Source organism: Ralstonia sp. AU12-08 (assembly GCF_000442475.1).
GTDB lineage: Bacteria > Pseudomonadota > Gammaproteobacteria > Burkholderiales > Burkholderiaceae > Ralstonia > Ralstonia insidiosa.
Genome location: NZ_ASZV01000007.1, coordinates 254521 through 279762, shown reverse-complemented (window position 1 = coordinate 279762; position 25242 = coordinate 254521). Strand labels below are relative to the sequence as shown.

Annotated in this window: 25 protein-coding genes; 16 read left to right on the top strand and 9 right to left on the bottom strand. The window is 63.4% G+C overall.

Annotated features, from left to right (window positions below; genetic code table 11):
• Positions 1-58 precede the first annotated feature (58 nt).
• Genes fliI through fliF form a run of 4 tightly spaced genes read right to left on the bottom strand, consistent with a single transcriptional unit; the run spans position 59 to position 5097 of the window.
• Entirely contained in the window at positions 59-1510 is a 1452-nt protein-coding gene (gene fliI, locus C404_RS35625) for a flagellar protein export ATPase FliI (protein ID WP_021193509.1), read from the bottom strand.
• Positions 1500-2243 carry a flagellar assembly protein FliH gene (gene fliH / locus C404_RS35620; RefSeq protein WP_021193508.1) on the bottom strand — a complete coding sequence of 248 codons (744 nt, stop codon included), beginning with the start codon at positions 2241-2243 and terminating at the stop codon, positions 1500-1502. The genes fliI and fliH overlap by 11 nt, the downstream gene beginning before the upstream one ends.
• A gap of 41 nt (positions 2244-2284) precedes the next feature.
• Complete coding sequence (fliG, locus tag C404_RS35615; protein ID WP_021193507.1) at positions 2285-3277, bottom strand: flagellar motor switch protein FliG; 993 nt, start codon at positions 3275-3277, stop codon at positions 2285-2287.
• On the bottom strand, positions 3274-5097 hold the full coding sequence (fliF, locus tag C404_RS35610; protein WP_021193506.1) for a flagellar basal-body MS-ring/collar protein FliF: 1824 nt from the start codon (positions 5095-5097) through the stop codon (positions 3274-3276). Before fliF ends, fliG begins: the two co-directional genes overlap by 4 nt.
• A 273-nt stretch (positions 5098-5370) precedes the next feature.
• On the opposite strand from fliF, the gene fliE (C404_RS35605) reads away from it, so the two are divergent.
• The 15 genes from fliE (C404_RS35605) to C404_RS35535 all read left to right on the top strand — a co-directional run bounded on the left by fliE (C404_RS35605) (position 5371) and on the right by C404_RS35535 (position 17915).
• Entirely contained in the window at positions 5371-5712 is a 342-nt protein-coding gene (gene fliE, locus C404_RS35605) for a flagellar hook-basal body complex protein FliE (RefSeq protein ID WP_021193505.1), read from the top strand.
• Positions 5713-5775: 63 nt separating this feature from the next.
• Positions 5776-6918, top strand: a complete 1143-nt coding sequence (locus C404_RS35600; protein ID WP_021193504.1) for a glycosyltransferase family 2 protein — start codon at positions 5776-5778, stop codon at positions 6916-6918.
• Between the two features lie 38 nt (positions 6919-6956).
• Positions 6957-7730 carry a glucose-1-phosphate cytidylyltransferase gene (rfbF, locus tag C404_RS35595; protein ID WP_021193503.1) on the top strand — a complete coding sequence of 258 codons (774 nt, stop codon included), beginning with the start codon at positions 6957-6959 and terminating at the stop codon, positions 7728-7730.
• Positions 7715-8821 (top strand): CDP-glucose 4,6-dehydratase, encoded by a 1107-nt coding sequence (gene rfbG, locus C404_RS35590; protein ID WP_031328892.1) that lies wholly within the window; start codon positions 7715-7717, stop codon positions 8819-8821. The genes rfbF and rfbG overlap by 16 nt, the downstream gene beginning before the upstream one ends.
• Entirely contained in the window at positions 8818-9396 is a 579-nt protein-coding gene (gene rfbC / locus C404_RS35585; RefSeq protein WP_021193501.1) for a dTDP-4-dehydrorhamnose 3,5-epimerase, read from the top strand. The genes rfbG and rfbC overlap by 4 nt, the downstream gene beginning before the upstream one ends.
• A 22-nt stretch (positions 9397-9418) precedes the next feature.
• Positions 9419-10558: a DegT/DnrJ/EryC1/StrS family aminotransferase gene (locus tag C404_RS35580; RefSeq protein ID WP_021193500.1), complete on the top strand. Its 1140-nt coding sequence runs from the start codon at positions 9419-9421 to the stop codon at positions 10556-10558.
• Positions 10543-11391, top strand: coding sequence for a phytanoyl-CoA dioxygenase family protein (locus C404_RS35575; protein WP_021193499.1), 849 nt, complete (start codon positions 10543-10545; stop codon positions 11389-11391). The genes C404_RS35580 and C404_RS35575 overlap by 16 nt, the downstream gene beginning before the upstream one ends.
• Entirely contained in the window at positions 11388-12557 is a 1170-nt protein-coding gene (locus C404_RS35570; protein ID WP_021193498.1) for a class I SAM-dependent methyltransferase, read from the top strand. The genes C404_RS35575 and C404_RS35570 overlap by 4 nt, the downstream gene beginning before the upstream one ends.
• Positions 12554-13069 carry a GNAT family N-acetyltransferase gene (locus tag C404_RS35565; protein WP_021193497.1) on the top strand — a complete coding sequence of 172 codons (516 nt, stop codon included), beginning with the start codon at positions 12554-12556 and terminating at the stop codon, positions 13067-13069. Before C404_RS35570 ends, C404_RS35565 begins: the two co-directional genes overlap by 4 nt.
• Positions 13066-13782, top strand: a complete 717-nt coding sequence (locus tag C404_RS35560) for a WbqC family protein (protein WP_021193496.1) — start codon at positions 13066-13068, stop codon at positions 13780-13782. Before C404_RS35565 ends, C404_RS35560 begins: the two co-directional genes overlap by 4 nt.
• Positions 13775-14521, top strand: a complete 747-nt coding sequence (locus tag C404_RS35555; protein ID WP_021193495.1) for a cephalosporin hydroxylase family protein — start codon at positions 13775-13777, stop codon at positions 14519-14521. Before C404_RS35560 ends, C404_RS35555 begins: the two co-directional genes overlap by 8 nt.
• A gap of 29 nt (positions 14522-14550) precedes the next feature.
• Positions 14551-15780, top strand: coding sequence for a glycosyltransferase family 2 protein (locus C404_RS35550; RefSeq protein WP_021193494.1), 1230 nt, complete (start codon positions 14551-14553; stop codon positions 15778-15780).
• Positions 15781-15792: 12 nt separating this feature from the next.
• Positions 15793-16122 carry a flagellar hook-basal body complex protein FliE gene (gene fliE, locus C404_RS35545; RefSeq protein ID WP_021193493.1) on the top strand — a complete coding sequence of 110 codons (330 nt, stop codon included), beginning with the start codon at positions 15793-15795 and terminating at the stop codon, positions 16120-16122.
• 203 nt (positions 16123-16325) lie between these two features.
• Positions 16326-16769: a MarR family winged helix-turn-helix transcriptional regulator gene (locus C404_RS35540; protein WP_021193492.1), complete on the top strand. Its 444-nt coding sequence runs from the start codon at positions 16326-16328 to the stop codon at positions 16767-16769.
• A 60-nt stretch (positions 16770-16829) separates the two neighbouring features.
• The gene (locus C404_RS35535) at positions 16830-17915 is read left to right on the top strand and encodes a glycosyltransferase family 2 protein (RefSeq protein WP_021193491.1); all 1086 of its coding nucleotides are present in this window, start codon (positions 16830-16832) and stop codon (positions 17913-17915) included.
• 22 nt (positions 17916-17937) lie between these two features.
• Here the strand turns inward: C404_RS35535 and C404_RS35530 are convergent, their stop codons facing one another.
• The 4 genes from C404_RS35530 to C404_RS35515 all read right to left on the bottom strand — a co-directional run bounded on the left by C404_RS35530 (position 17938) and on the right by C404_RS35515 (position 21919).
• Entirely contained in the window at positions 17938-18294 is a 357-nt protein-coding gene (locus tag C404_RS35530) for a flagellar protein FliT (RefSeq protein ID WP_021193490.1), read from the bottom strand.
• Between the two features lie 61 nt (positions 18295-18355).
• A complete protein-coding gene (gene fliS / locus C404_RS35525) occupies positions 18356-18784 on the bottom strand; it encodes a flagellar export chaperone FliS (protein ID WP_021193489.1) in 429 nt (142 codons plus the stop codon).
• 52 nt (positions 18785-18836) lie between these two features.
• Positions 18837-20882, bottom strand: a complete 2046-nt coding sequence (gene fliD, locus C404_RS35520) for a flagellar filament capping protein FliD (protein WP_021193488.1) — start codon at positions 20880-20882, stop codon at positions 18837-18839.
• A gap of 215 nt (positions 20883-21097) precedes the next feature.
• Complete coding sequence (locus C404_RS35515; RefSeq protein WP_021193487.1) at positions 21098-21919, bottom strand: flagellin N-terminal helical domain-containing protein; 822 nt, start codon at positions 21917-21919, stop codon at positions 21098-21100.
• Between the two features lie 404 nt (positions 21920-22323).
• Between C404_RS35515 and C404_RS35510 the strand changes: the two genes are divergently transcribed.
• Positions 22324-22959 carry a LuxR C-terminal-related transcriptional regulator gene (locus tag C404_RS35510; RefSeq protein ID WP_031328891.1) on the top strand — a complete coding sequence of 212 codons (636 nt, stop codon included), beginning with the start codon at positions 22324-22326 and terminating at the stop codon, positions 22957-22959.
• Between the two features lie 133 nt (positions 22960-23092).
• Here C404_RS35510 and C404_RS0129620 read toward each other — a convergent pair whose 3' ends face one another.
• Positions 23093-24940, bottom strand: a complete 1848-nt coding sequence (locus tag C404_RS0129620) for a putative bifunctional diguanylate cyclase/phosphodiesterase (RefSeq protein WP_152524408.1) — start codon at positions 24938-24940, stop codon at positions 23093-23095.
• Positions 24941-25242 lie beyond the last annotated feature (302 nt).

The following is a 25242-nucleotide window of genomic DNA, read 5'->3' as shown; positions in this document are numbered from 1 at the left end:
GGTTACAAGCTGCCTGGCTTTAGCCCGAGGCTTTTGTCAGGCTTACGTCTTCACACTGTCAAGCAAGCACCGCGTTCATCTTCTCCAGCGTGTGCTCACGGCTTTCGTTCTCAAACATGCCTTGCTGCAGAAACGCCTCCATGTCGGGGTAGCGGGCGATGGCCTGGTCGGTCATCGGGTCGCTGCCGCGTGCATAGGCACCCACGGCAATCAGGTCGCGGTTGCGCTGGTAGCGGGCGTACAACTGCTTGAAGCGGCGGGCGGTATCGAGCTGCTCGCGCGGCACGATGGCCGACATCACGCGGCTGATCGACTGCTCAATGTCGATGGCCGGGTAATGCCCCTGCTCGGCCAGCTTGCGCGAGAGCACAAAGTGGCCGTCCAGAATCGCGCGCGCGGCGTCGGCAATCGGGTCTTGCTGATCATCGCCTTCAGCCAGCACCGTGTAGAACGCGGTAATCGAGCCGCCGCGGCCGCTGGCATCCACCATGCCGTTGCCGGCACGCTCCACCAGCGCCGGCAGCTTGGCAAATGCCGAGGGCGGATAGCCCTTGGTGGCCGGTGGCTCGCCGATGGCCAGGGCGATCTCGCGCTGCGCCATCGCATAGCGCGTGAGCGAATCAACGATCAGCAGTACATTGCAGCCGCGGTCGCGGAAGTACTCGGCAATGGTGTGGGCGTAAGCGGCGCCCTGCAGACGCATGAGCGGCGAGTTGTCAGCCGGCGCGGCCACCACGGCCGAGCGGGCGAGACCATCCTCACCGAGGATCTCGTCAACGAATTCCTTCACTTCACGGCCGCGCTCGCCGATCAGGCCGACCACCACCACGTCGGCCTGCGTGTAGCGGGCCATCATGCCCAGCAGCACGCTCTTACCGACGCCAGAGCCGGCAAACAGGCCCAGGCGCTGGCCTTGGCCCACGGTCAGCAAGCCATTGATGGCGCGCACGCCCACATCGAGCACGTGCTCGATCGGCTTGCGCTTGAGCGGGTTCAACGGTGCCGGGGCCAGCGTGCCCCAGGCCAGGTCTTCTTGCGGGCCCAGCGGCCCCTTGCCATCCAGCGGCTCGCCGTTGGCATCCACCACGCGGCCCAGCAGGCGCGGGCCCACAGGCAGAAACTTGCTGTGCGCGATGGTCGGGTCAGCCGCGTCGGTCGGCACGTGCTGCGGCTCCAGCGGGAACACGCGCGCACCGGGCACCACGCCCACCAGATCCGTCTGCGGCATCAGGAAGGCGCGCTCTTCGGCAAAGCCCACCACTTCGGCCAACACGTAGCGGGCTGCCCCGCTCCCGTTCGGCAATTCCACACGGCAGGCGCTGCCCACGGGCAGCTTGAGACCCACGGCCTCCATGACCAGACCGGCCACGCGGGTGAGCTTGCCGCACGTCACCACCGGGCGGGCCAGGCGGGCACGCTGCGCAGTCTGGCGCAGGTGCGCCTGCCACACGCGCACGTTGGGGTTGTTGGCGGCAGATTGGCCGGCCGTTTGCACGGTCTCAGGCGACATGGAGCGCCCCTCCGGCCACGCGTTCAGCTTCAGAGCGCTCGCTGGCGATCCATGCGGTATCGCGGCCCAGCGCGCGGGTCAGTTCTGCCCAGCGGGTCTGCAGCGTGGCATCAGTCTCACCAAAACGGGTTTGCACACGGCAGCCGCCGCGCTCGATGGCGGCGTCAACGATGATGGTCCAACCGGCGGCGGCCAGCTCGGCACCCAGCATCTGGCGGATCAGCTCGGCATCCTCGGCGTGCACGCGCAGCATGGCGGGTGCCGGTGCAGTGGGCGCATCGCCCAGTACCTCGCGGATGAGCGGCAACACACGCTCGGGCTGCGCATGCAACGCACCACGCAAAAACTGTTGTGCGAGCTGCAGTGCCAAGTCCACCAGCTCATCAGCAACGTTGCCGTTCAGTTGATCGATCGCTTCGCGCACGGATTGCATCAGCGCGGCGATCTGCTTGGAGTCTTCCTCGCCCTGGCGACGACCTTGCTCGAAACCATCCTGGAAGCCTTGGGCAAACCCATCGCGACGGCCTTCGTCGCGGGCAGTGGCCAGTTCGGCATCCAGCATCGCCTGCCATTCCTCTTCGGACATCGGCGGCTCTTCGGGTTCGGCTTCCGGCGGCGGGGGCGGCGGTGCGGCCTCAGCGGCGGCCTGCGCGGCCTCACGCTCGAAGTCGGTCGGCTCCCACGGCTGGTATTCGACCAGCGTATCGCGCGGAATGATCGGCGGGCGCGGCATGTCAGCGCTCCATCACGAACAAGGCGGCCAAGCGCGCGCGATCAGACATACGCGTCCTCTGCCTTGCGGCCGATGCTGATCTCGCCCTCGTCGGCCAGACGGCGCGCGATCATCAGGATTTCCTTCTGCTGCGCTTCGACTTCCGACACCTTGACCGGGCCCAGAACCTCCAGCTCTTCCTTGAGCATCGTGCCGGCACGCTGCGACATGTTGGCGAACACCTTGTCGCGGAATTCCTGCTTGGCACCCTTGAGCGCCACCACCAGCACTTCCTGGCTGACTTCGCGCAGCAGCGTTTGCAGGGCGCGGCCATCCAGGTCGATCAGGTTGTCGAACACGAACATCTTCTCGACGATGGCGTCGGCCAGTTCCGGGTCGCGCGAGCGCACGCCTTCGATGACAGCGGATTCCACGGCGCTCGGCACCAGGTTGAGAATCTCTGCCGCCGTGAGCACGCCGCCCATCGCGTTCTTCTTGCGGTGGTCGTTGCCCTGCAGCAGCTTGGTCAGCACGTCGTTCAGCTCACGCAGTGCGCTGGGCTGAATGCCATCGAGCGTGGCGATACGCAGGATGGTGTCATTGCGCAGGCGCTCGCTGAAGTAGGTCAGGATTTCCGAAGCCTGGTCGCGATCCAGGTGCACGAGGATGGTGGCAATGATCTGCGGGTGCTCGTTGCGGATCAGTTCCGCCACCGACGATGCATCCATCCACTTCAGGCCTTCAATGCCGCTGGTGTCGCCGCCCGAGAGGATCCTGTCGATGATGTTGGCGGCGCGGTCGTCGCCGAGTGCCTTGCGGAAGACCGTGCGGATGTACTCGTTGGAGTCCACATCCAGCGGCAGGTCTTCGGCTTCGACAAAGAAGGCGTCAAAGGCGTCGAGCACGCGCTCGCGCGAGACGTTCTTCAGCGCCGCCATCGTGGCGCCCAGCTTCTGCACTTCGCGCGGGCCCAGGTGCTTGAGCACTTCGGCGGCTTCGCTTTCGCCCAGCGACATCATCAGGATGGCGCTGCGTTGGAGTCCTTCGGCGCTCATTCGTTATTCACCCATTGCTTGATGACGGCCGCGACGGCGCGCGGGTTCTGCTGGGCCACGCGGCGCATGGTTTCCAGTTTCTTGTCGAAATCGTTGTTCTTGAGCTGCGGCAGGGCGTCCGGCAGTTCTTCGCTGGCAACGTCGGTGGAGGTCGGGCCTTCCAGCCCGGGCCCGGCCGGAGCCGCAGCGCCAGTGATGATCGGGGCGTTCGGGTCTTCGCCTTCACGGCCCACGAAGGTGGGCGTGGCAGGCTCGGGTTTCTTGCCCATCGAGCGGATCGCCGGGCGGATCACCCCAAACACCAGGATCAGGAAGCCGATCGCCAGCGCCAGGTACTTCGCCCCTTGGATGGCGTACTGGATCATGTCCGGCTGCTTCCACAGCGGCAGGTCGTCCTTGGCCACCGGCAGCGTGCCCGAGAACTGGCTGTTGACCACGTTCACGGAGTCGCCACGCTTGGCGTCAAAACCCACGGCATCCTTGACCAGCGCGTTGAGCTTGGTCATATCGGCGTCAGACAGCGGCTTCCAGGCCTTGCCGTCGGCGCGGTAGTTGACCACCACGGCCACCGACAGGCGGCGCACGGTGCCCACCGCGGCGCGAGTGCGGCGCACGGTCTTATCGACTTCGTAGTTGGTGGTGGTGTCGCGGGTGCTCGACGAGTTGCCGCTGGTCGCGGTGCCGCTCGTGTTGGCTGTAGCGGCTGGTTGTTGCGGCTGACCATTCGGGCCCGTGGCGGCCGGTTGCGATGCCGGCGCCGGTGCGGTCGGCAGCATGCGCGGCGCGGTCGGCGGCTGGTTGGACAGTGCGCCCGGCACGCCGCCCTGAGCGTCGGCCTTGTTTTGCGTGGCTTCAGCGGTATGCGTGCTGCGCACGGCAGCGTTGGCCGGGTCCTGGTTCGGACGATACGTCTCGGCCATCTGTTCGGTATTGTCCAGATCAACGTCGGCCGTCACCTGGGCACGCACGTTGTCGTCGCCCACCACGGGGCCGAGGATGGCCTCAATACGCTTGATGTAGCCCTGCTCGATCTCGCGCACATAGTTCAGCTGCGTCGGGTCCAGGCCCGAGGCGTTGTCCTGGAATGCGGTCGACAGCAGGCGGCCGGACTGGTCGACCACCGTCACGTTGGCCAGCGGCAGGTTCGGCACGCTGCTGGAAACGAGATGGCCGATGGCCTGGACCTGCGAGCGATCCAGCATGCGGCCCGGAAACAGCGTCAGCAGCACCGAGGCGCTGGGTTTGGCCTGCTCGCGCACGAACACCGACGGCTTGGACAGCGCCAGGTGCACGCGGGCGGACTGCACCTCTTGCATGGCCTGGATGGTGCGGGCCAGCTCGCCCTCCAGCGCGCGCTGGTAATTGACCTGCTCGGCAAACTGGCTGGTGCCGAATTTCTGGTTTTCCATCAGCTCAAAGCCGGCCAGGCCGCCCTTGGGCAGCCCTTGCGACGCCAGCTTCAGGCGCGTCTCGTGCACATTGGCCTCGGGCACCATGATGGCCGTGCCGCCATTGGCAAAGCGGTACGGCACGTTCATCTGCTGCAGGGCAGCAATGATGGCGCCACCGTCGCTGTCGCTGACGTTGCTGAACAGCACGCGGTAGTCAGGGGCGCGGCTCCACAGCATGGCGGCAGCAATCACGGCCACCAGCGCGGCGCCGCCGATCATCATTAGCAGTCGCGGAGACAAACGGCCGAGCGGGCCCAGAGAGCCCAATGCCCCCCCGTTCTGGCGCGTCATCGCACCTTGGCCTACCGCCGGCATATCGACCGTACCGAGCGTGTCGGCGACAGCAACCGAATCGGCTGTCGTTGGCATCCCAAATCTCCTGACTGACTGCGTTGCCGGAGCAACTAAACCCCGAGAAACCTACAAAACGGGCAAAGCTCCGTGGTTGCCATTATCGGCAGGGGGTGCGCAAGCAAATTGCCAAGAAGAGGGCCTTTTCCCGCTCTTTTGGGCGCTTGGGAACGGCTGGCGGGCGGCTACCTTTGCATCACCGTGGCGCCATAGCGGCCCGAAGTTCGCTATTCGCCGGCCAACAACCGGCGCCACATGCAAGAGACGCAACAAAAGAGGAGTCCTCTTCACATGGATATTACGAACGCCAACTCGGTGGTGTCGCTGATGAACAGCGTGCTGGCCCCGTCGGGCAAGGTCGGCGGGATCGGTAGTGGCTCGGCCGCGGACGGCGACGGCGCCAAAGTCAGCGTCGACTTCGGCTCCGTGCTCAAGTCGTCGCTGGACAGGGTCGACGCCTCGCAGCAGAAGGCCGAGTCCGTCTCACGTAGTTTCGAAATGGGTAACAGCGACGTGGATCTGCACGACGTGATGCTCTCGCTGCAGAAGGCCAACATCGACATGCAGACTGCCGTGCAGGTGCGCAACAAGCTGGTCTCGGCCTACCAAAGCATCATGAGCATGTCGATCTGACGCCACACGCGCCGGATCTTTATTTTTGTCTGCACCAACTGGCAGCTGCCGTTGGGAGTCCGCATGTCCAAACACGCCAAACACCGCCGCACAGGATCCAACCGGTCCGAGATTGCGTTGGTGGTCATCGCCCGCAATGAGGCCGCCTGCATCGAGCGCTGCCTGCTGAGCGCCAAGCCGCATGTCGACCGCATGATCGTGCTCGACACTGGCTCCACCGACGACACCGTGGCGATTGCCCAGGCATGCGGTGCGCAGGTCCACCATTTCACCTGGGTGGACGACTTCTCGGCCGCCCGCAACGCCGCCCTGGCCGCCGCCAACGCCGATTGGAACCTCGTGCTGGACGCGGACGAGTGGATCGCGGGCGGCACGGAAGAGCTGCGCGACGCCTGCACCTTCGGCCCGCTGTTGGGCGTGGTGTGCATCCGCAGCGAGTACGACATCTCGGGCCACGTGGAGCACTCCAACAGCTGGATTGCCCGCCTGCTGCCGCGCGGCGTGCGCTACAAGGGCCGCATCCACGAGCAGCCCGTCGCCAGTACGTCCACTGCGGCCAACCTGCAGCGCGTGCGCCTGCCGCTGGTGATCGGCCACGACGGCTACATGAACGCCAAGCTGGACCAGAAACGCGGACGCAATCACGCCCTGCTGCAACAAGAACTGGCAGAGCACCCTGATGACCCGTACGTCCTCTACCAACTCGGCAAAGACTTCGAGATCAACCTGAAAGACCCCGCACAGGCCGCCGCGCATTACCAGCACGCGCTGACGACGGCGCCCAAGACGGCGCCGTATCGGCATGACCTGTGCATCTGCCTGCTGGCGTGTCTGTCCAAATCCAAGCAACTGGACGCGGCCATCACCCTGGCTGGTGAGTGGATGGAAGAGTGGGCGAACTCGCCCGATTACTTCTACATGCTTGGCCACCTGATGTTTGAAGCCGCCGCGCAAGACGCCGCGCAGGCCGAGAAGCAGTGGCTGCCGATGGCGGAGTCCGCTTTTTTGAAGTGCCTGGAGATTGGCGAGCAGCCCAAACTGGACGCCGCCGTGTTCGGGCGCGGCAGCTTTGCCGCTGCCAAGTATTTGGCGCTGACCTACCGCGCCCAAGCTGACACACTGGCCATCAAGGCCAACCATTTTTCCAATCTCGCCCGGCAGATGCAGGAGAACATCGCATCCGCAGCCACGCCGGTTGCCGCATGAATGGACGCACAAGCAGGCGCATAAGCGAGCACTGAACCATGAAAACAGTCATTCTTGCCGGCGGCCTGGGCACACGCATCAGCGAAGAGTCGCACCTCAAGCCCAAGCCCATGATCGAGATTGGTGGCCGCCCGATCCTGTGGCACATCATGAAGATCTACGCAGCCCACGGCATCAACGATTTCATCATCTGCCTGGGTTACAAGGGCTACGTGATCAAGGAATACTTCGCCAACTACTTCCTGCACATGTCGGACGTGACGTTCGACATGTCCAAGAACGAAGTGACCGTGCACGAGCGCCACGCCGAGCCCTGGCGCATCACACTGGTCGATACTGGCGAGCATTCCATGACCGGCGGGCGCCTAAAGCGTGTTGCCGCGTATCTCGATCCGAATGAGCCCTTCTGCTTTACCTACGGCGATGGTGTGTCCGACGTCGATATCACCAGCAAGATCGCCTTCCACCGCGCGCACGGCAAGATGGCCACCGTGACGGCCGTGCAGCCGCCGGGCCGCTACGGCATGCTCCAACGCGACGGCAGCCGTGTGACCGGCTTCACGGAGAAACCGCCGGGTGACGGCGGCACCTGGATCAACGGCGGCTTCTTTGTGTTGAACCCGGCCGTCATCGAATACATCGCAGGCGAAGACACCCACTGGGAAGGCGAGCCGATGAATCGCCTGGCCGAGATGGGCGAGTTGAACACGTTCGAGCACCAGGGCTTCTGGCAGCCGATGGACACGCTGCGCGACAAGAACAGTCTCGAAGCCCTGTGGCAATCGGGGAGTGCACCGTGGAAAAAGTGGTGACGCTTCACCCCGCTGCCTGGGCCGGCAAGCGCGTCTTCCTGACCGGGCACACCGGGTTCAAGGGAAGCTGGCTGGCGCTGTGGCTGCGCCAGCTTGGTGCCGAGGTGTACGGCTACAGCCTGGCACCGGAGACGACGCCGAATCTGTTCACGTCTGCTGACGTGGAATCCGCACTGGCCGGTCATACGCTGGGCGACATCCGTGATGCGGATGCCTTGCGTAGCGCCATGATCGCAGCACGACCGGACATCGTCTTTCATCTCGCAGCGCAACCGCTGGTGCGCGCGTCGTACAAAGACCCTGTCGCCACCTACGCCACCAACGTGATGGGCACGGTGAACGTGCTGGAAGCCGCGCGCGGCTGCACGAACCTGTCGGCCATCGTGGTGGCCACCACCGACAAGTGCTACGACAACCGCGAGTGGGCCTGGGGCTACCGGGAGACCGACGCGCTCGGCGGCCATGACCCTTACAGCGCCTCCAAGGCTTGTGCAGAACTCGTGGCCGCGAGCTACCGGCGCGCGTTCTTCGCCAACGGCCCGCTGCTGGCTACCGGCCGCGCAGGCAACGTCATTGGCGGTGGCGACTGGTCGGAAGACCGGCTCATTCCCGATGCCGAGCGCGCCATGCGTGCCGGTACGCCGCTGGTCATCCGATCACCGCACGCCACGCGGCCGTGGCAGCACGTGCTGGATTGCCTGCACGGCTATCTGGTGCTCGCGCAACGCCTGCTGGCGGGCGACGCCTCCTGCGCCACCGCCTGGAATTTCGGCCCGGACAGCGCCGCCACGCGCACCGTCGAGCAGGTGCTGCAAGGCTTGCAACAACATTGGCCCGCGCTGATCTGGCAGTTGGATGCCAACGCCACCACGGGCAAGCACGAGGCTGGCATGCTGCATCTGGATGCCAGCCGGGCACGCCAGCAACTCGGCTGGCATCCAGCGTGGTCGTTTGAGACCGCGCTGGAGCACACCGCCGCCTGGTACCGCCAACTGCATGACAAGACCGCAGATGCACGCGCGCTGTGTGACCAACAGATCGACCGCTTCACCGCCGCCGCATCGACTGCCACATCCAGGAGCGCCGCATGAGCCGCTTCACCATCGCGCCGACGCCGCTGGCCGGCGTGGTTGAAATCGACCGAAAAATCATCGGCGACCACCGCGGCTACTTCACCCGCTTCTTCTGCGCAGAAGAACTTGCCGATGCCGGCTTCGACAGCCCGGTCGCGCAGATGAACCACTCCTACTCCGCCAAGCGCGGCACGGTGCGTGGGCTGCACTTCCAATACCCGCCGCATGCCGAGATCAAGCTGGTGAGCTGCGTGCGTGGCCGCGTGTTCGACGTGGCCGTCGACCTGCGCGCGGGTTCGCCCACCTTCCTGCAGTGGCACGCCGTGGAACTGTCCGCCGAGCGGCACAACAGCCTGCTGGTGCCCAAGGGGTTTGCCCACGGCTTCCAGACGCTTGAAGACGATTGCGAGCTGCTGTACCTGACCTCGACGCCGTACGCGCAAGCCGCAGAAGACGGCCTCAACCCGAACGACGGCCGGCTGGGCATTGCCTGGCCACTCGCCATGACCGAATGCTCCGACCGGGACCGCGCCCATCCGCCGCTGACCAACGCGTTCACGGGGATTGACCTGCCGGCCCTGCGCAGCCACTGACGCCTGAACCACAGGAACAGCCATGACCCAGAAGATTCTGTATTCCAAGCCGTCAATCACCGAGCTGGAAGTCGAGTACGCCACCGATGCCGCCCGCAACGGCTGGGGCGACCAGTGCTACGCCTATATCAACCGCTTCGAAAAGCAGTTCGCCAAGTTTGTCGGCACGCAGTACGCCATTGCCACGTCGAGCTGCACCGGTGCCATGCACATGGGGCTTGCGGCGCTGGGCATCGGCGCAGGCGACGAGGTGATCCTGGCGGACACCAACTGGATTGCCACCGCCTCGCCCATCACCTACGTGGGTGCCACCCCCGTGTTTGTCGACATCCTGCCCGACACCTGGTGTGTGGACCCGGCGCTGGTGGAAGCCGCCATCACGCCGCGCACAAAGGCCATCGTTGCCACGCACCTCTACGGCAACCTGTGCGAGATGGACAAACTATTGGCGATCAGTCAGCGCCACAACATTCCCGTGATCGAAGATGCAGCGGAAGCGCTCGGCTCGCGCTGGGGTCAACATGCCGCGGGCGCGCAAGGCATCTTCGGCACGTTCTCGTTCCACGGCACCAAAACCATGACCACGGGCGAAGGCGGTATGTTCGTCACGAACGACCGTGCGCTTTACGACCGCGTGATGACGCTGAACAACCACGGCCGCGTGCCGGGCGGCAAGCAGTTCTGGTCTGACTTCATTGGCTTCAAGTACCGGATTTCGAATATCCAGGCCGCCATCGGCTGCGCGCAGCTTGAGCGTGTCGATGCGCTGGTCGCACGCAAGCGCGAGATCTTCGCGGCATATGCGCGGCACCTGGGTGGCATCAGCGGCATTGCGCTCAACCCGGAAGCCCCCGGCACGCTGAACAGCTACTGGATGCCCACGGTTGTGTTTGACGAGTCGCTGGGTATCACGCGCGACGGGCTGCTGGCAGCGTTCTCGCGCCGTGGCATTGATGCGCGCGTGTTCTTCTACCCGCTCAGCCAGACCGAGCTCTTTGGTAAGCCGGCAGGCAACACACCCAACAGCTACGCGATTGCGGAGCGCGCCATCAACCTGCCGTCGTATCACGACATGTCGAGCGAGAACATCGAGACCGTGTCGCAGGTGGTGCTCGATCTCGTGCGCGAACATCAGGAGAAGCTGTCATGCCTGGCCTCCTGAGCCCGGAGCAAATCGAGACCTTCCAGCGTGATGGCCTGCTGATCGTGCCCGGGTTCTATACACAGGCACAAATCGAGCCGATTCAACGCGCCATCTATAACGTGATCGGTCTGATCATCGACAAGTACCGGTTGGACATCGCACGCGTGCCGTTTGCACCGGAGTGCTTTGACGACGGGTATCAGGCGCTGATCCAGGCCAAGCGGGCGCACGGCGGCGAGGTGTACGACGCGGTCAAGCAGATCCCCGCGTTTGTGCGCCTGCTGGCCGACCCGCGCCATGAGCAATTGGTATCGGAACTGCGCCCCAACGCACTGCCCGGCATCGCCGGCGGCGGCTACGGCATTCGCATCGATAACCCACGCGAAGAGAAGTTTCGCGCCAACTGGCATCAGGAATACCCCGCGCAGCTGCGCAGCCTTGATGGCGTGGTGTTCTGGAGCCCGCTGGTGGAGATCACCCCCGAGATCGGTCCGGTCGAGTTCTGCCCCGGTTCGCACCGCGAAGGGCCGCTGCCGGTCGGCAGTGCAGACCCAGACAATGCCGGCAAGCAAGGCGCCTACGCGCTCATGCTCAAGGACGAGGCCGACTATCTCGCGCGCTATCCGCATGTATCGCCGCTGACCAAGCCCGGCGATCTGGTGCTGGTCGATTTTCTGGTGCTGCACGCATCGGGACACAACACCAGCCATCGGTCTCGCTGGTCAATGCAGTTCCGCTATTTCAACTTCCGCGAGCCGACTGGCCGTGCGCACGGTTGGAAAGGCTCGTATGCGAACGGTGTCGACTTCCGCACCATCCACCCCGAACTTTGCGCGGAAAACCCATCATGAGTGCGCAACCATGCAACGTTTGCCAGACACCGCTGGCAGCCCCGATCTACACCGCGGGCCCGCAAAGCTCGCTGTCTTCATTGCAGCGGTCGATGGAGGGCACGCTTGAGGTGTTCTGCTGCGCGGCGTGCGGCCACATCCAGACCGTCGAGCTGTGCGACAACGGCAGCTTCTACGACACCGAGTACGACATCCTCGTCAAGAGCGAGGAGGAAGACCAGATCTATGCGGTCGAGCACGGCGAGAAGATCTTCCGTGCCGATCATCAGGTGGCACTCCTCCAGCGCAAGCTGGCGTTGCCCGAAGGCGCGCGCGTGCTCGACTTCGGCTGCGCGAAGAGCGCCACGATGCGGCGGCTCTTGCAGCAGCGGCCGGACGTCAACGTCCACCTGTTTGACATCAGCGACCGCTATGTCGGTTTCTGGGAGAAATTTGTCAGCCCGGAACACTGGGCCACGTACACCATCCCGCCGGCATGGCAGGGCTCGTTCGATGTGGTCAGCTCGTTCTTTTCGCTCGAACACATTCCAGACCTGACAACCGCGTTGCGCACGATCCGTAGCCTGCTGCGCGAAGGCGGGCGGCTTTACGCCATCGTGCCGAACACGTTCACGAATACCGCCGACTTCCTGGTGGCGGATCACGTGAACCATTTCACACGCACATCGCTGCAAGCCCTGCTTGCAACCCACGGGTTCGATCTGCTTGACCTCGATGACCACAGCCATCGTGGGGCGTTTGTTGTCACAGCCATGCGCGCCGCAGCACCGGACCGCGCCCCGTTCGCCGTTGAGCCACAGCCGCTGGCAGACACGGTAGCGGCCGCCAACCGACTGGCCCGGTTCTGGCAGCAGGCAGCAAGCCATCTGGGCGATTTTGAATCTCGCCACCAGGACGCCCCCGCGGTGATCTATGGCGCAGGCTTCTACGGCACTTACACCGCCAACCATCTGCAGCACCCGCATGCGCTGCGTGCCTTTGTGGATCAGAATCCCTATCTGCAAGGTTCGTCATTGGCGGGCAAGCCGGTGATTGCATTGGCCGACATTCCAGCGGAAGTCGAACTGGTCTATCTGGCCGTCAACCCGGTCATTGCCGATGAGGTCAAACACACCGTGGAAGCGGCGTTTCCCAACCGCTTCCACTACTTCCAGTTCCAGCCATGATTGCGCGCGGCAAACTTCTGCTTCGGGAGTGGCGCGAGAGCGACATTGCGCAACTGCTGCCGCTGCGCAACGATGTGCCAATGCAGCTCCAGTTGATGACACGCCCGCGGCCCAACTCCGAGGCCAGCGTGCGCGACTGGTTGATCGGAAAATCCAAGCAGAGCGAGGTGGTGCTGTTCGTCATTGCCAGCCAGGCCGATGACAGCGTGCTGGGCTATCTCCAGTTGAACCAAATCGATGCGGTCAACCGGCACGCTTCGCTTGGCATCTGCCTGGCATCGTCAGCCCAGGGCCAAGGCCACGGGCGTGCCGCGTGCGAGGCAGCGTTTTCCTATGCCAGCGAAACACTGTGCCTGCGCAAGATCACGCTGGAAGTGCTGGCCGAGAACACACGCGCCATCGCCCTGTATGAGAAGCTCGATTTCCGTCATGTCGGCACGTTGCATGCGCACTACCTGCAAGACAACCGCTGGCACGACGTTGTTCTCATGGAGCGGATGCTGGCGCCATGAACGTCGTCATTACCCAACCGATGCTGTTCCCTTGGGTCGGTCTGCTTGAGCAGATCATGCTGGCGGACGTGCTCGTCAACTACGCCGACGTGCAGTTCTCCAAGGGCAGCTTCACCAACCGCGTGCAGATCAAGGAGCCTACCGGCACGCGCTGGATGACGGTGCCGCTGGAGAAGTTCCACCTGGGCGCGCGCATTGACGAAGTCAAACCTGCGACGAACGTCGACTGGCGCGCGCAGCATCTGCGCATGCTGGAGCAGGCTTACGAAGCCGCCCCCTATGCCGGCGACATGCTGGCGCTGGTGCGCTCGGTGTACGAGGCTGAGTACGCAAACATGGGCGCACTGGCGTTGGCATCCATGCAGGCGGTCTGCCGTTATCTGGACATTCCGCTGGACCCCAAGCTGCGCGATTCCGTTGAACTGGCCGTACCTGGCCGCAACAGCGACCGCGTGCTCGCTATCGTGCAAAAGCTGCAAGGCGACACCTACATCACCGGGCATGGCGCCAAGAACTATCTGGCCCACGCTGAATTTGAGCAGCGCGGCATCACCGTTGCCTACATGAATTACGCCATGCGGCCGTATACACAATTGCACGGCGCATTCACCCCCTTCGTCAGCAGCCTGGACCTGGTTGCCAATCACGGCCCGGCAGGCAAGCAATACCTGAGCCCACAGACCCTCAACTGGCGCGAATTTACCCATGAATGACATCGAACAATTCCAAGGCGAAGTCCAGCAGAACATCCGCTCGCTGGGGCAGGACAAAGACCTGCAGGCGCTGTCGCGCATCTGGCTGCGTGAAGTGACCACGCACAAGTACCACTACAACTTCACGTGGATGGGCGTGCCCATCATCCAGTGCCCGCAAGATGTACTGGCCATGCAGCAACTGATCTGGGAAGTGAAACCGGATCTGATCATCGAAACCGGCATCGCGCGCGGTGGCTCGATGATCTTCTATGCGTCGATGCTGGAACTGTTGGCCCAGAGCGGCCATGGCGACGGCAAGGTGCTGGGCATCGACATCGACATCCGCCAGCACAACCGCGAAGCGATCGAGGCACACCCGATGGCGCGACGCATCCAGATGCTGCAAGGCTCCAGTATCGATGCGGGTGTCATCGAGCAGGTCAAGCAGATCGCCGCGGGCAAGCAGCGGGTATTGGTGGCGCTGGACTCCAACCACACCCACGACCACGTATTGGCCGAGCTGCAGGCTTACGCGCCGCTCACCAGCGTGGGCAGCTACTGCGTAGTGTTCGACACCGCCGTCGAAGACATGCCGCAAGCGATGTTCCACGATCGTCCGTGGGGCGTCGGCAACAACCCGAAGACCGCCGTGCATGCCTACCTGCGTGACCACCCGGAATTCGTGATCGACACCGACATCCAGCACAAGCTCCTGATTACCGTCGCACCGGACGGCTATCTGAAGCGCGTTGCCTGACCAGCCGACCCAACGAATAGGCTCCTGAGATGGAACCCACCAAGACGATGCCGGCTGATGCCATCACGCTGAGCATCTGCATCCCGACCTACAACCGGGCACGCTACCTGGAGAATCTGCTCAAGGAGCTGACCGCGCAGATTGGCGAGTTGCGACACAGCTACGAGCTCCTGATCGGCGACAACTGCTCGAGCGACACCACCGAACAGGTGGTCGCCGAATATCAGGACAAGCTGAACATCCGGTATTTCCGGCGCCCGTCCAACCTGGGGTCCGCCGAGAACATGAACCAGCTCTACCGCAGCGCGCAGGGCAAGTACGTGCTCTACCATGCCGACGACGACCTGCCGATCCTTGCCGAGATCAACAACAATCTCGACATCTTCGAGCGCAACCCCGCTGTCGGTGTCATCTTCGCGCCCTGGCTCATCCACGACCTCGTCGCCCAGCAGGACATCACACCCTTCTACCGCCAGGACGACGACTACCTGATCGAGCAACGCGACTACGCCAAGCTCCTGGCGCTGATCCTGTCGCACCACATCTTCCCGGAGATCTACCTGGCGCGCCGCGAAGTCATCGACAAGCTGTACTACAGCGCGCCCGAGCATGCATTCTGGGCGTTCGCGCACGCGGCGGAAATGCTGGGGTCATACGCGCTCTACTTCAGCAAGACGCCGTTCTACCGGTCAGTCACGCGTTACTTTGCCGATGAGACTCGCACCCAGGCGGGGAGCGAGGAAGTCAAACATGCATGGGACCGGTATCGCGGCGGCCTCGAATACCTGTTCGGCAAGTTCTCACACACTGTGCCCGCCAACGAACGGCCGGAGTGGCTGAACGCCATCAACCAGTTCGTCCTGGCACGCATGAAGGTGGCGCTGCGCCTGCGCACGCATGAAGGCGGTCACTGGATCGACAACTACTACATCGCTAACCGCGTCCGCGCGCTTGGCGAGGCGTCCGATCTGCCTGCATCGTATGACCTGTACCGCGTCAACGCCGCATTCGAATGCCTGACCAAGCTCGACCCGTTCAAGCCCGAACCGCCCAAGTACGCGACCCTGCGCCGCGCGCCGCTGCAGATTTTCCCGCACGCGCAGGACTTTGCGGGGACCGAGTTCCTGGTGCTCGACAACGATGCGGCCATTCCGCAGCACACCATCGTCGTGACCCCGATCCCGATGGACATTCCGGTGCCGGCCGGCCGCGAAGTCCGCTTCGTTTCGGAACTTGAAACGCTCGCCAAATTTCCCTGAGTTGAACCCAGCATGGATTTCTCCAACGCCAATTCCGTGGTCTCGCTGATGAACAGCGTGCTGGCACCATCCAGCGCGGTCGGCGGCAGCACTGCCAGCGGTAGCGCCACGCAACCCAGTGTCGACTTTGGCTCGGTGCTCAAGTCGTCGCTGGACAGGGTCGATGCCTCGCAGCAGAAGGCCGAGTCCGTCTCACGTAGTTTCGAAATGGGCAACAGCGACGTGGATCTGCACGACGTGATGCTCTCGCTGCAAAAAGCCAACATCGACATGCAGACCGCCGTGCAGGTGCGCAACAAACTGGTCTCGGCCTACCAGAGCATCATGAGCATGTCTATCTGACGTCACTCCACTTGCACGGGTTCTTTGGCTGAGTTTAAGCAACCGCAAGCGCGCTGACGGTCACGGCCCCCAACAACGCGACTATTCGCATGCCGTCCGTGGCAATATGGATGCCCCATTGAATACGGTCATGCGCACCGCGCCTGCTCAGGCCAGTGCAGCACGCGCCGCACAGGCGCCAGGACCGTCCCCGGGAGTCTTCCGTGAACGACGTGCTGGCGCTCGATCAGCAGCTCTGTTTTCCTCTGTACGCCGCCGGCCATCTGCTGACGCGCCTGTACCGCCCACTGCTCGATGAGCTGGATCTGACCTATCCGCAATACCTCGTGATGCTCGCCTGCTGGCAGCAGACACCGTGCGCCGTAGGCGATCTGGGACGCACGCTGTACCTGGATACCGGCACGCTCACACCGTTGCTCAAGCGACTGGAGGAACAGGGCTTGCTCACACGCACGCGCGATCAGGACGACCAGCGCCGCGTTGTCATCGAGCTGACCGAGACCGGCCGCGCCCTGAAGGAGCGCGCCACCAAGGTGCCGCAAGCGCTCACGTGCAAGATTCCGCTTGAGCCCGACGAGATCAGCGCCACGCGCGAAGTGCTGCACAAGCTGCTGAATGCGCTTGCTGCGGCCGATGACCGCGGCTAGCCACACTCACCTGATCGACAGACCAGGCCGCATCCCGAATCTTCATCTTTCCGACACACCGTGCAATCCACTCCCACCAAGCTCGCGCTGGTTGTCATCGCGCGCAATGAAGCCACCTGCATCGAACGCTGCCTGCTCAGCGCCAAACCGTTTGTCGACCGCATGGTGGTGTTGGATACCGGCTCCACTGACGACACCATCGCCATTGCCCAGGCATGCGGCGCGCATGTCAGCCAGATGACTTGGCAGAATGATTTTTCAGCAGCCCGCAACGCCGCGCTGGAAGCCGCCAATGCGGACTGGAACCTCGTCCTGGATGCAGATGAATGGCTGGAAAGCGGTGGTGAACATCTGCGCGCCCTCAGCAACGCCAAACCGGTGCTGGGCATCCTTTGCATCAAGAACGATACCGATGCGGCCGACGCCACCAGCCAGTTGATTGCATGGCTCCCCCGCCTGCTGCCGCGTGGCGTGCGCTATGTGGGCCGCATCCATGAACAACCGGTGTCTTCACTGCCGGCGGAGCGCCTCTCCATCGTGCTGCGGCACGATGGCTATACCGCCGCCAAGATGCAGAAGAAAGGCGAGCGCAATACGCAACTCCTGCTCGACGAACTCAAGCATCGGCCTGACGATCCTTACGTGCTATTCCAACTCGGCAAGGAAATCGAGCTGCATCAGGAAGACTACGCCCGGGCCACGGACTATTACGCCCGTGCTTTCGCCCTCGCGCCGCAAGACGCACCGTACCGGCGCGGCCTTGCGCTGCGCTATCTGTACAGCCTGGGCAAATCGGATCGACTGAATGAAGCGATGGCCCATGCGGATGCCAGCATCCATGCATGGCCGGATTTTCCGGATCTGTGCTTTGCGCTGGGCCTGGTGTTGGTGGATGCGGCGGTCAAACATCCTGAGCACGCCAACACGCAATGGCTGCCGTTGGCGGAGCAGGCATTCTGCCGTTGCCTGGAGATTGGCGATCAGGCGGGGATGGACGGCAGCGTTGTCGGGCGAGGCAGCTTCCTGGCTGCCCAGCAACTCGCTACCGTGTATCAGATGCAGGCCAACGTGCTTGCCCGCAAATCCGAGCAATACCTAGCGCTGTCAAAGCAGATGCAAGGCGCGCCTGCGCCTCGCGAGGGTTGAGTGACCCTATCCGTATAGTGGATCAGTAGCGTGCCATGCTGCCGTAGGCGTTGCTGGCAGTGTTGGCACGGCGTGCCGTGTCGATGCGCTTCTGCAGGCGATCCAGGCGCGGATACACCATCGCGCGTACGCGGGCGTCATCTTCAAGAATGCGCACGAGCAGCGTACGTTTGCGCTCGATGTCATCGCGTGACAGCGTGGGATGCGGCTCAGAACGGCGCAGCGCATCCACATAGGCGGCGCTCTCGCTCTCCAGCGTACTGACGATCTCCCAGTTGCCCACTTCAGCAGCATTGACCATCTCGGCAGTCAGGCGCGCGATGGCTTCGTAGCAGACGAACAGACTTTCGCTGTCCTTGATCGGGATGTTGCGGTGCATGTTGGCTCCAGTTGGGCCGAATTCAATTCGTAAAAATCGCTTTGCTGCGCGGCCAGCCGCGTCAGCTCACAACACTCAGGTGGTTGCTGGACGCCGCAGCACCCGGCTGGCCAATAGCAAGCCAGGCTTCCTGCAACGACGCCAACAGACCGTCAACCTCGGCAAGCACCGTCAGGTCATTGGTGCCGTTGGCCACCAGCAGACGGCGCAGCATGTAGTCGTACAGACTATTGAGCTGCGCAGCGATCTCGCCACCACGCTGGTGGTCGAGACTGGCCTGCAGGCCCTGGCCGATGATCGAGATGGCCTTGTCAAAGGCACGCAGCTTGGTGGGCAGGTCGCCGCGCTCGATGGAGGCGGCAGCCAGCTTGACAGCGGCGCGTGCACCATCGAACAGCATGGCGATCAGCCGGTGCGGGTTAGCGTCAACCACAGACGTCTCGATACCGACTTGCGCGTAGGCACCGATGGCGCGGCGTGCTGCGTACATGAGAAAGGTCCTCGCTGTGTGATCTTGTTATGGGTGTTGCTTCAATCCGGACTTAGTTGCTCTTGGTCTGGTTCGCAATCGCCGCGAGCTGCGTGGTCAGGTAGGTACTGGTGTTCGTCATGCTGGCCACCGCCGCAGACAACGCGTTGAACTGCGTGTAGTACAGGGCCTGCTTGTTGCTCAACTGCAGTTGCATGTTGCTGATCTGGCTGGCGAGCGAGGTGAGCGAACTGTTGATCGAGTCCGTCTCGTTCTGCACCATGCCGTTGGTCGACAGCAGGTTGGTCATGACGGTGTTGAGCTGTGCGGCATAGCCACGCTGCACTGTCACCGTGCCGCGGCTGCCCAGCGCACCGCCGGTCACCTGCACGGTCAGGCCATCGACGGCCGTGCCGGTCGCGCCATACAGGTTCTGGCCCGAACCCGTGGCCGCCACCCCGTTGATGGTGCCCTGCACGTCCTGGCCAACCACTGCAGTGGGGCTGCCACCCAGCAGCGACGCAGCGCCATTGCCCGATACCGACACTGACGAGATCGAACCGAACTGGCTGTCGGCAATGCTCAGCACGCCACCAGCATTGGCCGACACCGATGCGGTGATCTTGGCGTTCTGCAGGCTCGACGATGCGTTGATCTGGCTCTGGACCTGTGCGGCCAGGCCCGCAGCGCTGTAGCTGCCCGCCGGTATCGTCACGTTGACGGCGATACCGCTGATGTTGAACGCCAGCGTGTCGTTGCTGCCCGCCGTGATGGTCGTATTGGCAGCGGCCGAACCCGTAATCGAGCCCTGCTTGGCCAGTTGCGAGACGCTGACGGCATAGCTGCCCGACTGCGTGGTGCTCGAGAAGGTTGGTACGTTGACCAGCGAATCCGTGGCCGTGCCGGTGCCCGCAAACAGGCCGGCGACCTGGCTGGGCGATGCGGCAATGGCGGCCGACAGCGTGCTGTTGTTGATCGCCAGCGTGCCGTCCGAATTCATCGTCACACCAACGCTGCCCAGCGACTGGTAGTTGCCATTGCCGACGGCCTGGCCCAGCACGTCGGTAATCTGGTTGATGAGCGTCTTGGTGCTCACATCGCCAGCCAGCGGACCGTTGTTGGCCTTGTTGCTGGTGTCGATATTGGTGAGCGTGTTCAGTTGCGTGCGCAGCGCGTTGTAGCCATTCACGAAATTGGTGACGGCGGTGGTGGTGGCGGTCGGGTCGTTGGCCACCGTCACGGTGGTGCTGCCCGTCTTGGCCAGCGTGAACGACGTGCCATCCACCACGTTGGACAACGTGTTGGTCGGGCTTTGCACCGCAATACCGTTGACCGTGGCCAGGGCGTTCTGGCCCGTGGTCACCTCGTTCAGGTTCTGCGTGCCGGCCGGGTCTTGCGAGAGCAGCGATTGCAGCGTCGAGTCGCCCGACACGGAAATCTTCATCTCCGAGCTGGAGCCGCCCGCCGTGGAGGTCAGCACCAGGCGGTACGGGTTGCCGCTGCCATCATCCACGATGCTGGCCGAGACGCCCAGGTTGGCCGAGTTGATGGCATCACGAATGCCGGCCAGTGTGTTGTTGGACGAGTTGATCGTGATCGAACCGCCCGGCAGGCTGCCGTTCTGTGTGAACGTGGCGCCGGTGTACTTGCCGTTGGAAAGGCTGCCGCCCGACACGGAGCCGAACGAGAACGAAATCGTGGTGGACGACCCGCTGCCAATGGCTGCCGTAGTGGACGTCTGCCCTTGCGCGGCCAGCACTTGCGACTGCGCAAGCTGCGTCACATTCACAGCGTACGAGCTGGCCGGCGCCGAACCGGAAACCGACGCGCTCAGCACCGATGCGTCGTAGCCGCTCGCCTTCATGGCGCTGTAGTTCGACAGGCTGGTCAGGTTCGACAGTGCAGTCTGGAAGGTCGACAGCGAACTCTTGAGCGTACCCACGGCCGAGAGCTGCGTCTGGTACGAGCTCTGCTGGGTCTGCAACTGAGTCAGCGGCTGGCTTTCCACGCTCATCAGGCTGGTGACCAGCGAGTTGACGTCGATGCTCGTCCCGATACCGGGGATCGAGATCGGCGGTACGTAGTTGCTGGTGGTGGAAGAGGTCGTGGTAGTCGCCATGATCGAATCTGGTGAACGTCTGCGTCGGCGGAAGTCTCTCTTCTCAACGGCAGTGCCTGCCACTTCTTTAGGGCATGGCGCCCATACGCCGCCCCTGATAAAGGGGGGTATCGATCAACAAAAGAAAAGGCCGGCGCCCCGAAGAGCGCCGGCCTTTACCGACTCCTGCGCCCAGCCGCCTGTACCAGACAGGCCGGGCCAGCATCAGCCTGCTATTAGCCCTTCAGCAGGTTCAGAATGCTGTTCGGTGCCGAGTTGGCTTGCGCCAGCATGGCCGTACCCGCTTGCTGCAGGATGTTCTGGCGGGTCATGTTCGACGTTTCCGACGCGTAGTCCGTATCGATCATGGTCGACTTGGCAGCCGACAGCGCGGTGTTCGACGAGGTCAGCGTGTTGATGGTCGAGCTCAGACCGCTTTGTTGTGCACCCAGGCTTGCGCGAGCTGCCTTCAGGTTGGTCAGGTCGGTGGCAATGGCAGCTTGGGCTGCCGTGGCGTTGGCAGCGCTGGTCACGCTCGTACCGGTCAGCGTACCGAAGGACGACAGGTTGGCGTTGGTAACCGTAGCAACGTCCGTGGTCGAGCTTTGGCCGTACTGGAACGCCGTCGAGGTCACCGAACCATCGAACAGCTTGGCGCCGTTGTAGTTGGCGTTGGTTTCGATGTTCTTGTTGGCCGTGGCCAGCTGTTGGTATTCCTTGTCCAGGTTGGCCTGGTCGGTGGTCGACAGACCGCCGTTGTTGGCTTCCACTGCCAGCTGGTTCATACGCTGCAGGTTGTTTTCAACCTGGCCCAGGTACGAGTCGGCCGTTTGCAGATACGACTGTGCGTTGTTGGCGTTCTGGATACCCTGGGTTTGGGCGTTCAGCGTGGTGGTCAGGCTGGAGGCCACAGCGTAAGCAGCGGCATCGTCCTTGGCGCTGTTCACGCGCAGGCCGGTCGACAGGCGTTGCAGCGACGTTTGCAGAGCGTTCTGCGATTGCGACAGAGCTTGCTGCGTTTGCAGGGACGAGATGTTGGTATTAAGGCTGAGGGACATGACGGCTCCTAAGTTTCCCGATGGCGTTGTTGCCCGTTTGATTGCTCGTTCCGGCTAGGCCGGGCAACGTGACCTGCAACTTGAAGGGGATCAGGTCTGCGTTGTACTCAGGTTATCGGTGGCCCCGGCAGAAAGTTTAGGGGCAACTTGACAAATTTGTGCGCGAGCGGCGGTTTGGCTCCGGCGGCACCCCCTACTTCCGCCCCCCACCAAAAGAGGCGCCAGGCCGTCTTCTTGGCAGATACGTGCTCGGCTATACTCGATCGACCAGTTCAGAGGCGCCCGCATCCCTATATAGAGAGCGCCATCGCACAGATGGGGAGTTGCAGGCCCGCCGGACCAGCCCAAAACCTGCCGGCGGTTAGAAGAGCTCAAGTCGAGCCCGTTTGACCGCAACGCCCACCATGCTCAACGTTCTGATTGTCGAACCGCACGATATTGCCCGTGCAGGCTTGCGCCAGATCCTCAAGGATTCACGCCTGGCCCGGCAGATCGAGGCCGTACCCGACCTGCACAACGCCAACCAAGACCTGCTTGCCGAACGCGAGTGGGACGTCATGCTGTTCTCGGTGGAATCTGCCACCGGTGACGAATTCCTGACCATCAAGGCCGTCCGCCAGCAGCATGCGCGCCTGGCCGTGCTGGCGCTGGGCCGCCACCCCGAGGCGCTGCTGGCCGTGCGCGCACTCAAGGCCGGCGCATCCGGTTATCTGCCGATGGACGCCACCCAGCCGCAGTTGCTGGCGGCCGTCAACGCCATCTCCAAGGGCAAGAAATACCTACCGTCCGACATGGTTGAAGTGCTGGCCGACAATCTGAACGTCGACTGGGACAAGCCCCGCCATGACATCCTGTCCGACCGGGAATTCCAGACCCTGCGCATGCTTGGCTCCGGCCGCACGCTGAGTGAGATTGCCGAGGCGCTGCAGATCAGCGCCAAGACGGTCAGCGTGTATCGGGGGCGGGTGCTCTCGAAGATGAGGCTGCGCAACAATGCCGAGGTGACCATGTACGTGGTCAGCAACGGGTTGCAGCTATAGGGCGTCCCGCAAAGCTACTGCGCCGTCCGATCTTGATCCTGCGATGCTCGCTGTACGCGTGTACGGCTGCGCTTCTCGTGTCAACCTCGGGCGGCTCGCTACGCTTTTCAGGACACCCTGAAAAGACTCGAAATCACAGGAGACGTGGCTCGCGCAGCCCATAGCGACGCACGTTCTCGCGCACCAGATCCTGCACGGCAGATGGCTCCAGCGGCCGTGTAAGCAGGTAGCCCTGATACTCATCGCAGCCAATTTCGCGCAGGAATTCGAGCTGCCCGGTGGTCTCCACACCTTCAGCCACGGTCTTCATGCCCATCGCTTGCGCCATCATGATGATGGCCCGCGTGATGGCGGCGCGCTCGGCCACATGCGGCAAGTCCTGCACGAACGAGCGATCGATCTTGAGCGTGTCGATCGGGAAGCGGTGCAGATACGACAGCGATGAATATCCGGTGCCGAAATCGTCCAGCGCCAGCGACACCCCCATCGCGCGCAACTCGGTCAGCAGCGCATGTAGCGACGGATCATCGCGGATCAGGATGCCCTCGGTCATCTCCAACTCAACCGCGTCCCCTGGCAAGCCGCTGGTGGACAGCGCCCCACGCACCATGGCACTGAGCTGCCCCGAGCTGAATGCTTGCCCTGACAGGTTGATCGACATGCGCAGTTGCGGCAGCCCGATGCGGCGCCAGCGCGCAAGCTGATCGCAAGCGGCGCGCAGGATCCAGCGGTCGATCTCGACGATCAGGCCGGTCTCTTCCGCGTCTTGAATGAACTGGCCGGGCATCATGCGGCCGAAATCTGCCGAGTTCCAGCGGATGAGCGCCTCCACGCTGACGATGCGGCCGCTCTTCACGTCCACGCGCGGCTGGTAGTCGGCGTAGAACTCGTTGCGGTCGCTGGCGCGGCGCAGGCCCGATTCAATGCGGAAACGGCGCGAAACGCGGTCGTCCAGATCGCTGGTAAACGTCTGGAAGTTGTTGCGGCCGCGCTCCTTGGCCAGGTACATGGCCGCGTCGGCCTTGCGCAGCAGAGTGTTGGGGTCGTCGCCGTCGTGAGGTGCGACGGCAATGCCGATCGACACCCCCAGGAACAGCTCCTGCCCGTCGATATGGAACGGCGCGCTGATGGCCGAGAGAATGCGCTCGGCGACCCGGCGCGTACCCAGGGCATCGAGCGATTCGAGCATGACGACAAATTCGTCACCGCCCAGGCGGGCCACTGTATCGGCCTCACGCGCGCAGGCTTGCAGGCGGGCGGCCACTTCGCGCAGCAGCATGTCGCCAAACTGGTGGCCCAGCGTGTCGTTGACGTTCTTGAAACGGTCGAGATCCAGGAACATGACCGACACGCGCGTACGGTTGCGGCGCGCGATGGCCAGCGCATGCTCCAGTCGGTCTTCCAGCGCGGAGCGGTTCAGCAGGCCGGTGAGCGTATCGTGCGTGGCCAGATGCCGGATACGCTGCTGCGCTTCGCGGATCTGCGTGATGTCGACCAGCGACACCAGCACGGAGTACGGCGGCGCGCCCGCATTGGACCCGGCCGCGGGCACGGCGGTCATCGAATGGCCGCCCTCGGTGTACAGCGGCGTCCAGTTGCTCGACACCCAAACGGTGCGGCCGTCCTGGCAGTGCAGCCCAAAGATCTGGTTCAACTGCGGCAGGCCCTCGGCCATCACGTCACGGTCGGGCCAGTCGGCGTCGTGGATGGTGGTCTCAAACTCGTCCACGGCCGACAACACCACCTGTGCCAACGTGCGGCCGATCAACTCGGCCACCGGCACGCCCAGCAGGCGCGCTGCGCTGGGGTTGGCGTAGGTCACGCGTCGCAGGCCATCGCACACCAGAATGCCCTCTGTCAGCGCGTTGACCATCGACAGCAGGTCGAGCTTCGGGCAAAAGCCCGGCGGCTCGCCGCGTGCCGGACAGTCAGCCGGCAGCCCGTCGGCATCGACGGGACCAAAGGCAGCATTGGTGGGCATGGACAAGGAATTCAAGACGGCTTCCGGCAGGACGTTGTGCGGCGCCGGAAACCTGCCCGACGCCCTTTGCAGAACTACAACGGCACGCACCGGCAAATCTTTCGGGCAGACATCACTTTTACGCAGCGGTTTGCGTGCCGGGAGATGAGGAAGGCGCATGGGGACGAGATACGTCGCATAAAAGTGATTAATAGATAACTTTATGACAACGCAATCCCCCCAGCGCTTTGCCGCAAACCCCCGAGATAGACGGGATTGACCGCGTTTCTTGCCGGAATGAGCTGGACAGAGGTGAGGAAGAA

What these genes read in the sequence shown, in the direction of transcription:
- fliG (WP_021193507.1), bottom strand. Translation starts at nt 3,277, where the DNA reads ATGAGCGCCGAAGGACTCCAACGCAGCGCCATCCTGATGATGTCGCTG.
- fliE (WP_021193493.1), top strand. Translation starts at nt 15,793, where the DNA reads ATGGATTTCTCCAACGCCAATTCCGTGGTCTCGCTGATGAACAGCGTG.
- C404_RS35570 (WP_021193498.1), top strand. Translation starts at nt 11,388, where the DNA reads ATGAGTGCGCAACCATGCAACGTTTGCCAGACACCGCTGGCAGCCCCG.
- C404_RS0129620 (WP_152524408.1), bottom strand. Translation starts at nt 24,940, where the DNA reads ATGCCCACCAATGCTGCCTTTGGTCCCGTCGATGCCGACGGGCTGCCG.
- C404_RS35580 (WP_021193500.1), top strand. Translation starts at nt 9,419, where the DNA reads ATGACCCAGAAGATTCTGTATTCCAAGCCGTCAATCACCGAGCTGGAA.
- fliS (WP_021193489.1), bottom strand. Translation starts at nt 18,784, where the DNA reads ATGTACGCAGCACGCCGCGCCATCGGTGCCTACGCGCAAGTCGGTATC.
- C404_RS35600 (WP_021193504.1), top strand. Translation starts at nt 5,776, where the DNA reads ATGTCCAAACACGCCAAACACCGCCGCACAGGATCCAACCGGTCCGAG.
- C404_RS35565 (WP_021193497.1), top strand. Translation starts at nt 12,554, where the DNA reads ATGATTGCGCGCGGCAAACTTCTGCTTCGGGAGTGGCGCGAGAGCGAC.
- C404_RS35560 (WP_021193496.1), top strand. Translation starts at nt 13,066, where the DNA reads ATGAACGTCGTCATTACCCAACCGATGCTGTTCCCTTGGGTCGGTCTG.
- C404_RS35550 (WP_021193494.1), top strand. Translation starts at nt 14,551, where the DNA reads ATGGAACCCACCAAGACGATGCCGGCTGATGCCATCACGCTGAGCATC.
- C404_RS35555 (WP_021193495.1), top strand. Translation starts at nt 13,775, where the DNA reads ATGAATGACATCGAACAATTCCAAGGCGAAGTCCAGCAGAACATCCGC.
- fliD (WP_021193488.1), bottom strand. Translation starts at nt 20,882, where the DNA reads ATGGCGACTACCACGACCTCTTCCACCACCAGCAACTACGTACCGCCG.
- fliE (WP_021193505.1), top strand. Translation starts at nt 5,371, where the DNA reads ATGGATATTACGAACGCCAACTCGGTGGTGTCGCTGATGAACAGCGTG.
- C404_RS35515 (WP_021193487.1), bottom strand. Translation starts at nt 21,919, where the DNA reads ATGTCCCTCAGCCTTAATACCAACATCTCGTCCCTGCAAACGCAGCAA.
- C404_RS35530 (WP_021193490.1), bottom strand. Translation starts at nt 18,294, where the DNA reads ATGCACCGCAACATCCCGATCAAGGACAGCGAAAGTCTGTTCGTCTGC.
- C404_RS35510 (WP_031328891.1), top strand. Translation starts at nt 22,324, where the DNA reads ATGCTCAACGTTCTGATTGTCGAACCGCACGATATTGCCCGTGCAGGC.
- fliH (WP_021193508.1), bottom strand. Translation starts at nt 2,243, where the DNA reads ATGCCGCGCCCGCCGATCATTCCGCGCGATACGCTGGTCGAATACCAG.
- fliF (WP_021193506.1), bottom strand. Translation starts at nt 5,097, where the DNA reads ATGCCAACGACAGCCGATTCGGTTGCTGTCGCCGACACGCTCGGTACG.
- rfbC (WP_021193501.1), top strand. Translation starts at nt 8,818, where the DNA reads ATGAGCCGCTTCACCATCGCGCCGACGCCGCTGGCCGGCGTGGTTGAA.
- C404_RS35575 (WP_021193499.1), top strand. Translation starts at nt 10,543, where the DNA reads ATGCCTGGCCTCCTGAGCCCGGAGCAAATCGAGACCTTCCAGCGTGAT.
- rfbF (WP_021193503.1), top strand. Translation starts at nt 6,957, where the DNA reads ATGAAAACAGTCATTCTTGCCGGCGGCCTGGGCACACGCATCAGCGAA.
- fliI (WP_021193509.1), bottom strand. Translation starts at nt 1,510, where the DNA reads ATGTCGCCTGAGACCGTGCAAACGGCCGGCCAATCTGCCGCCAACAAC.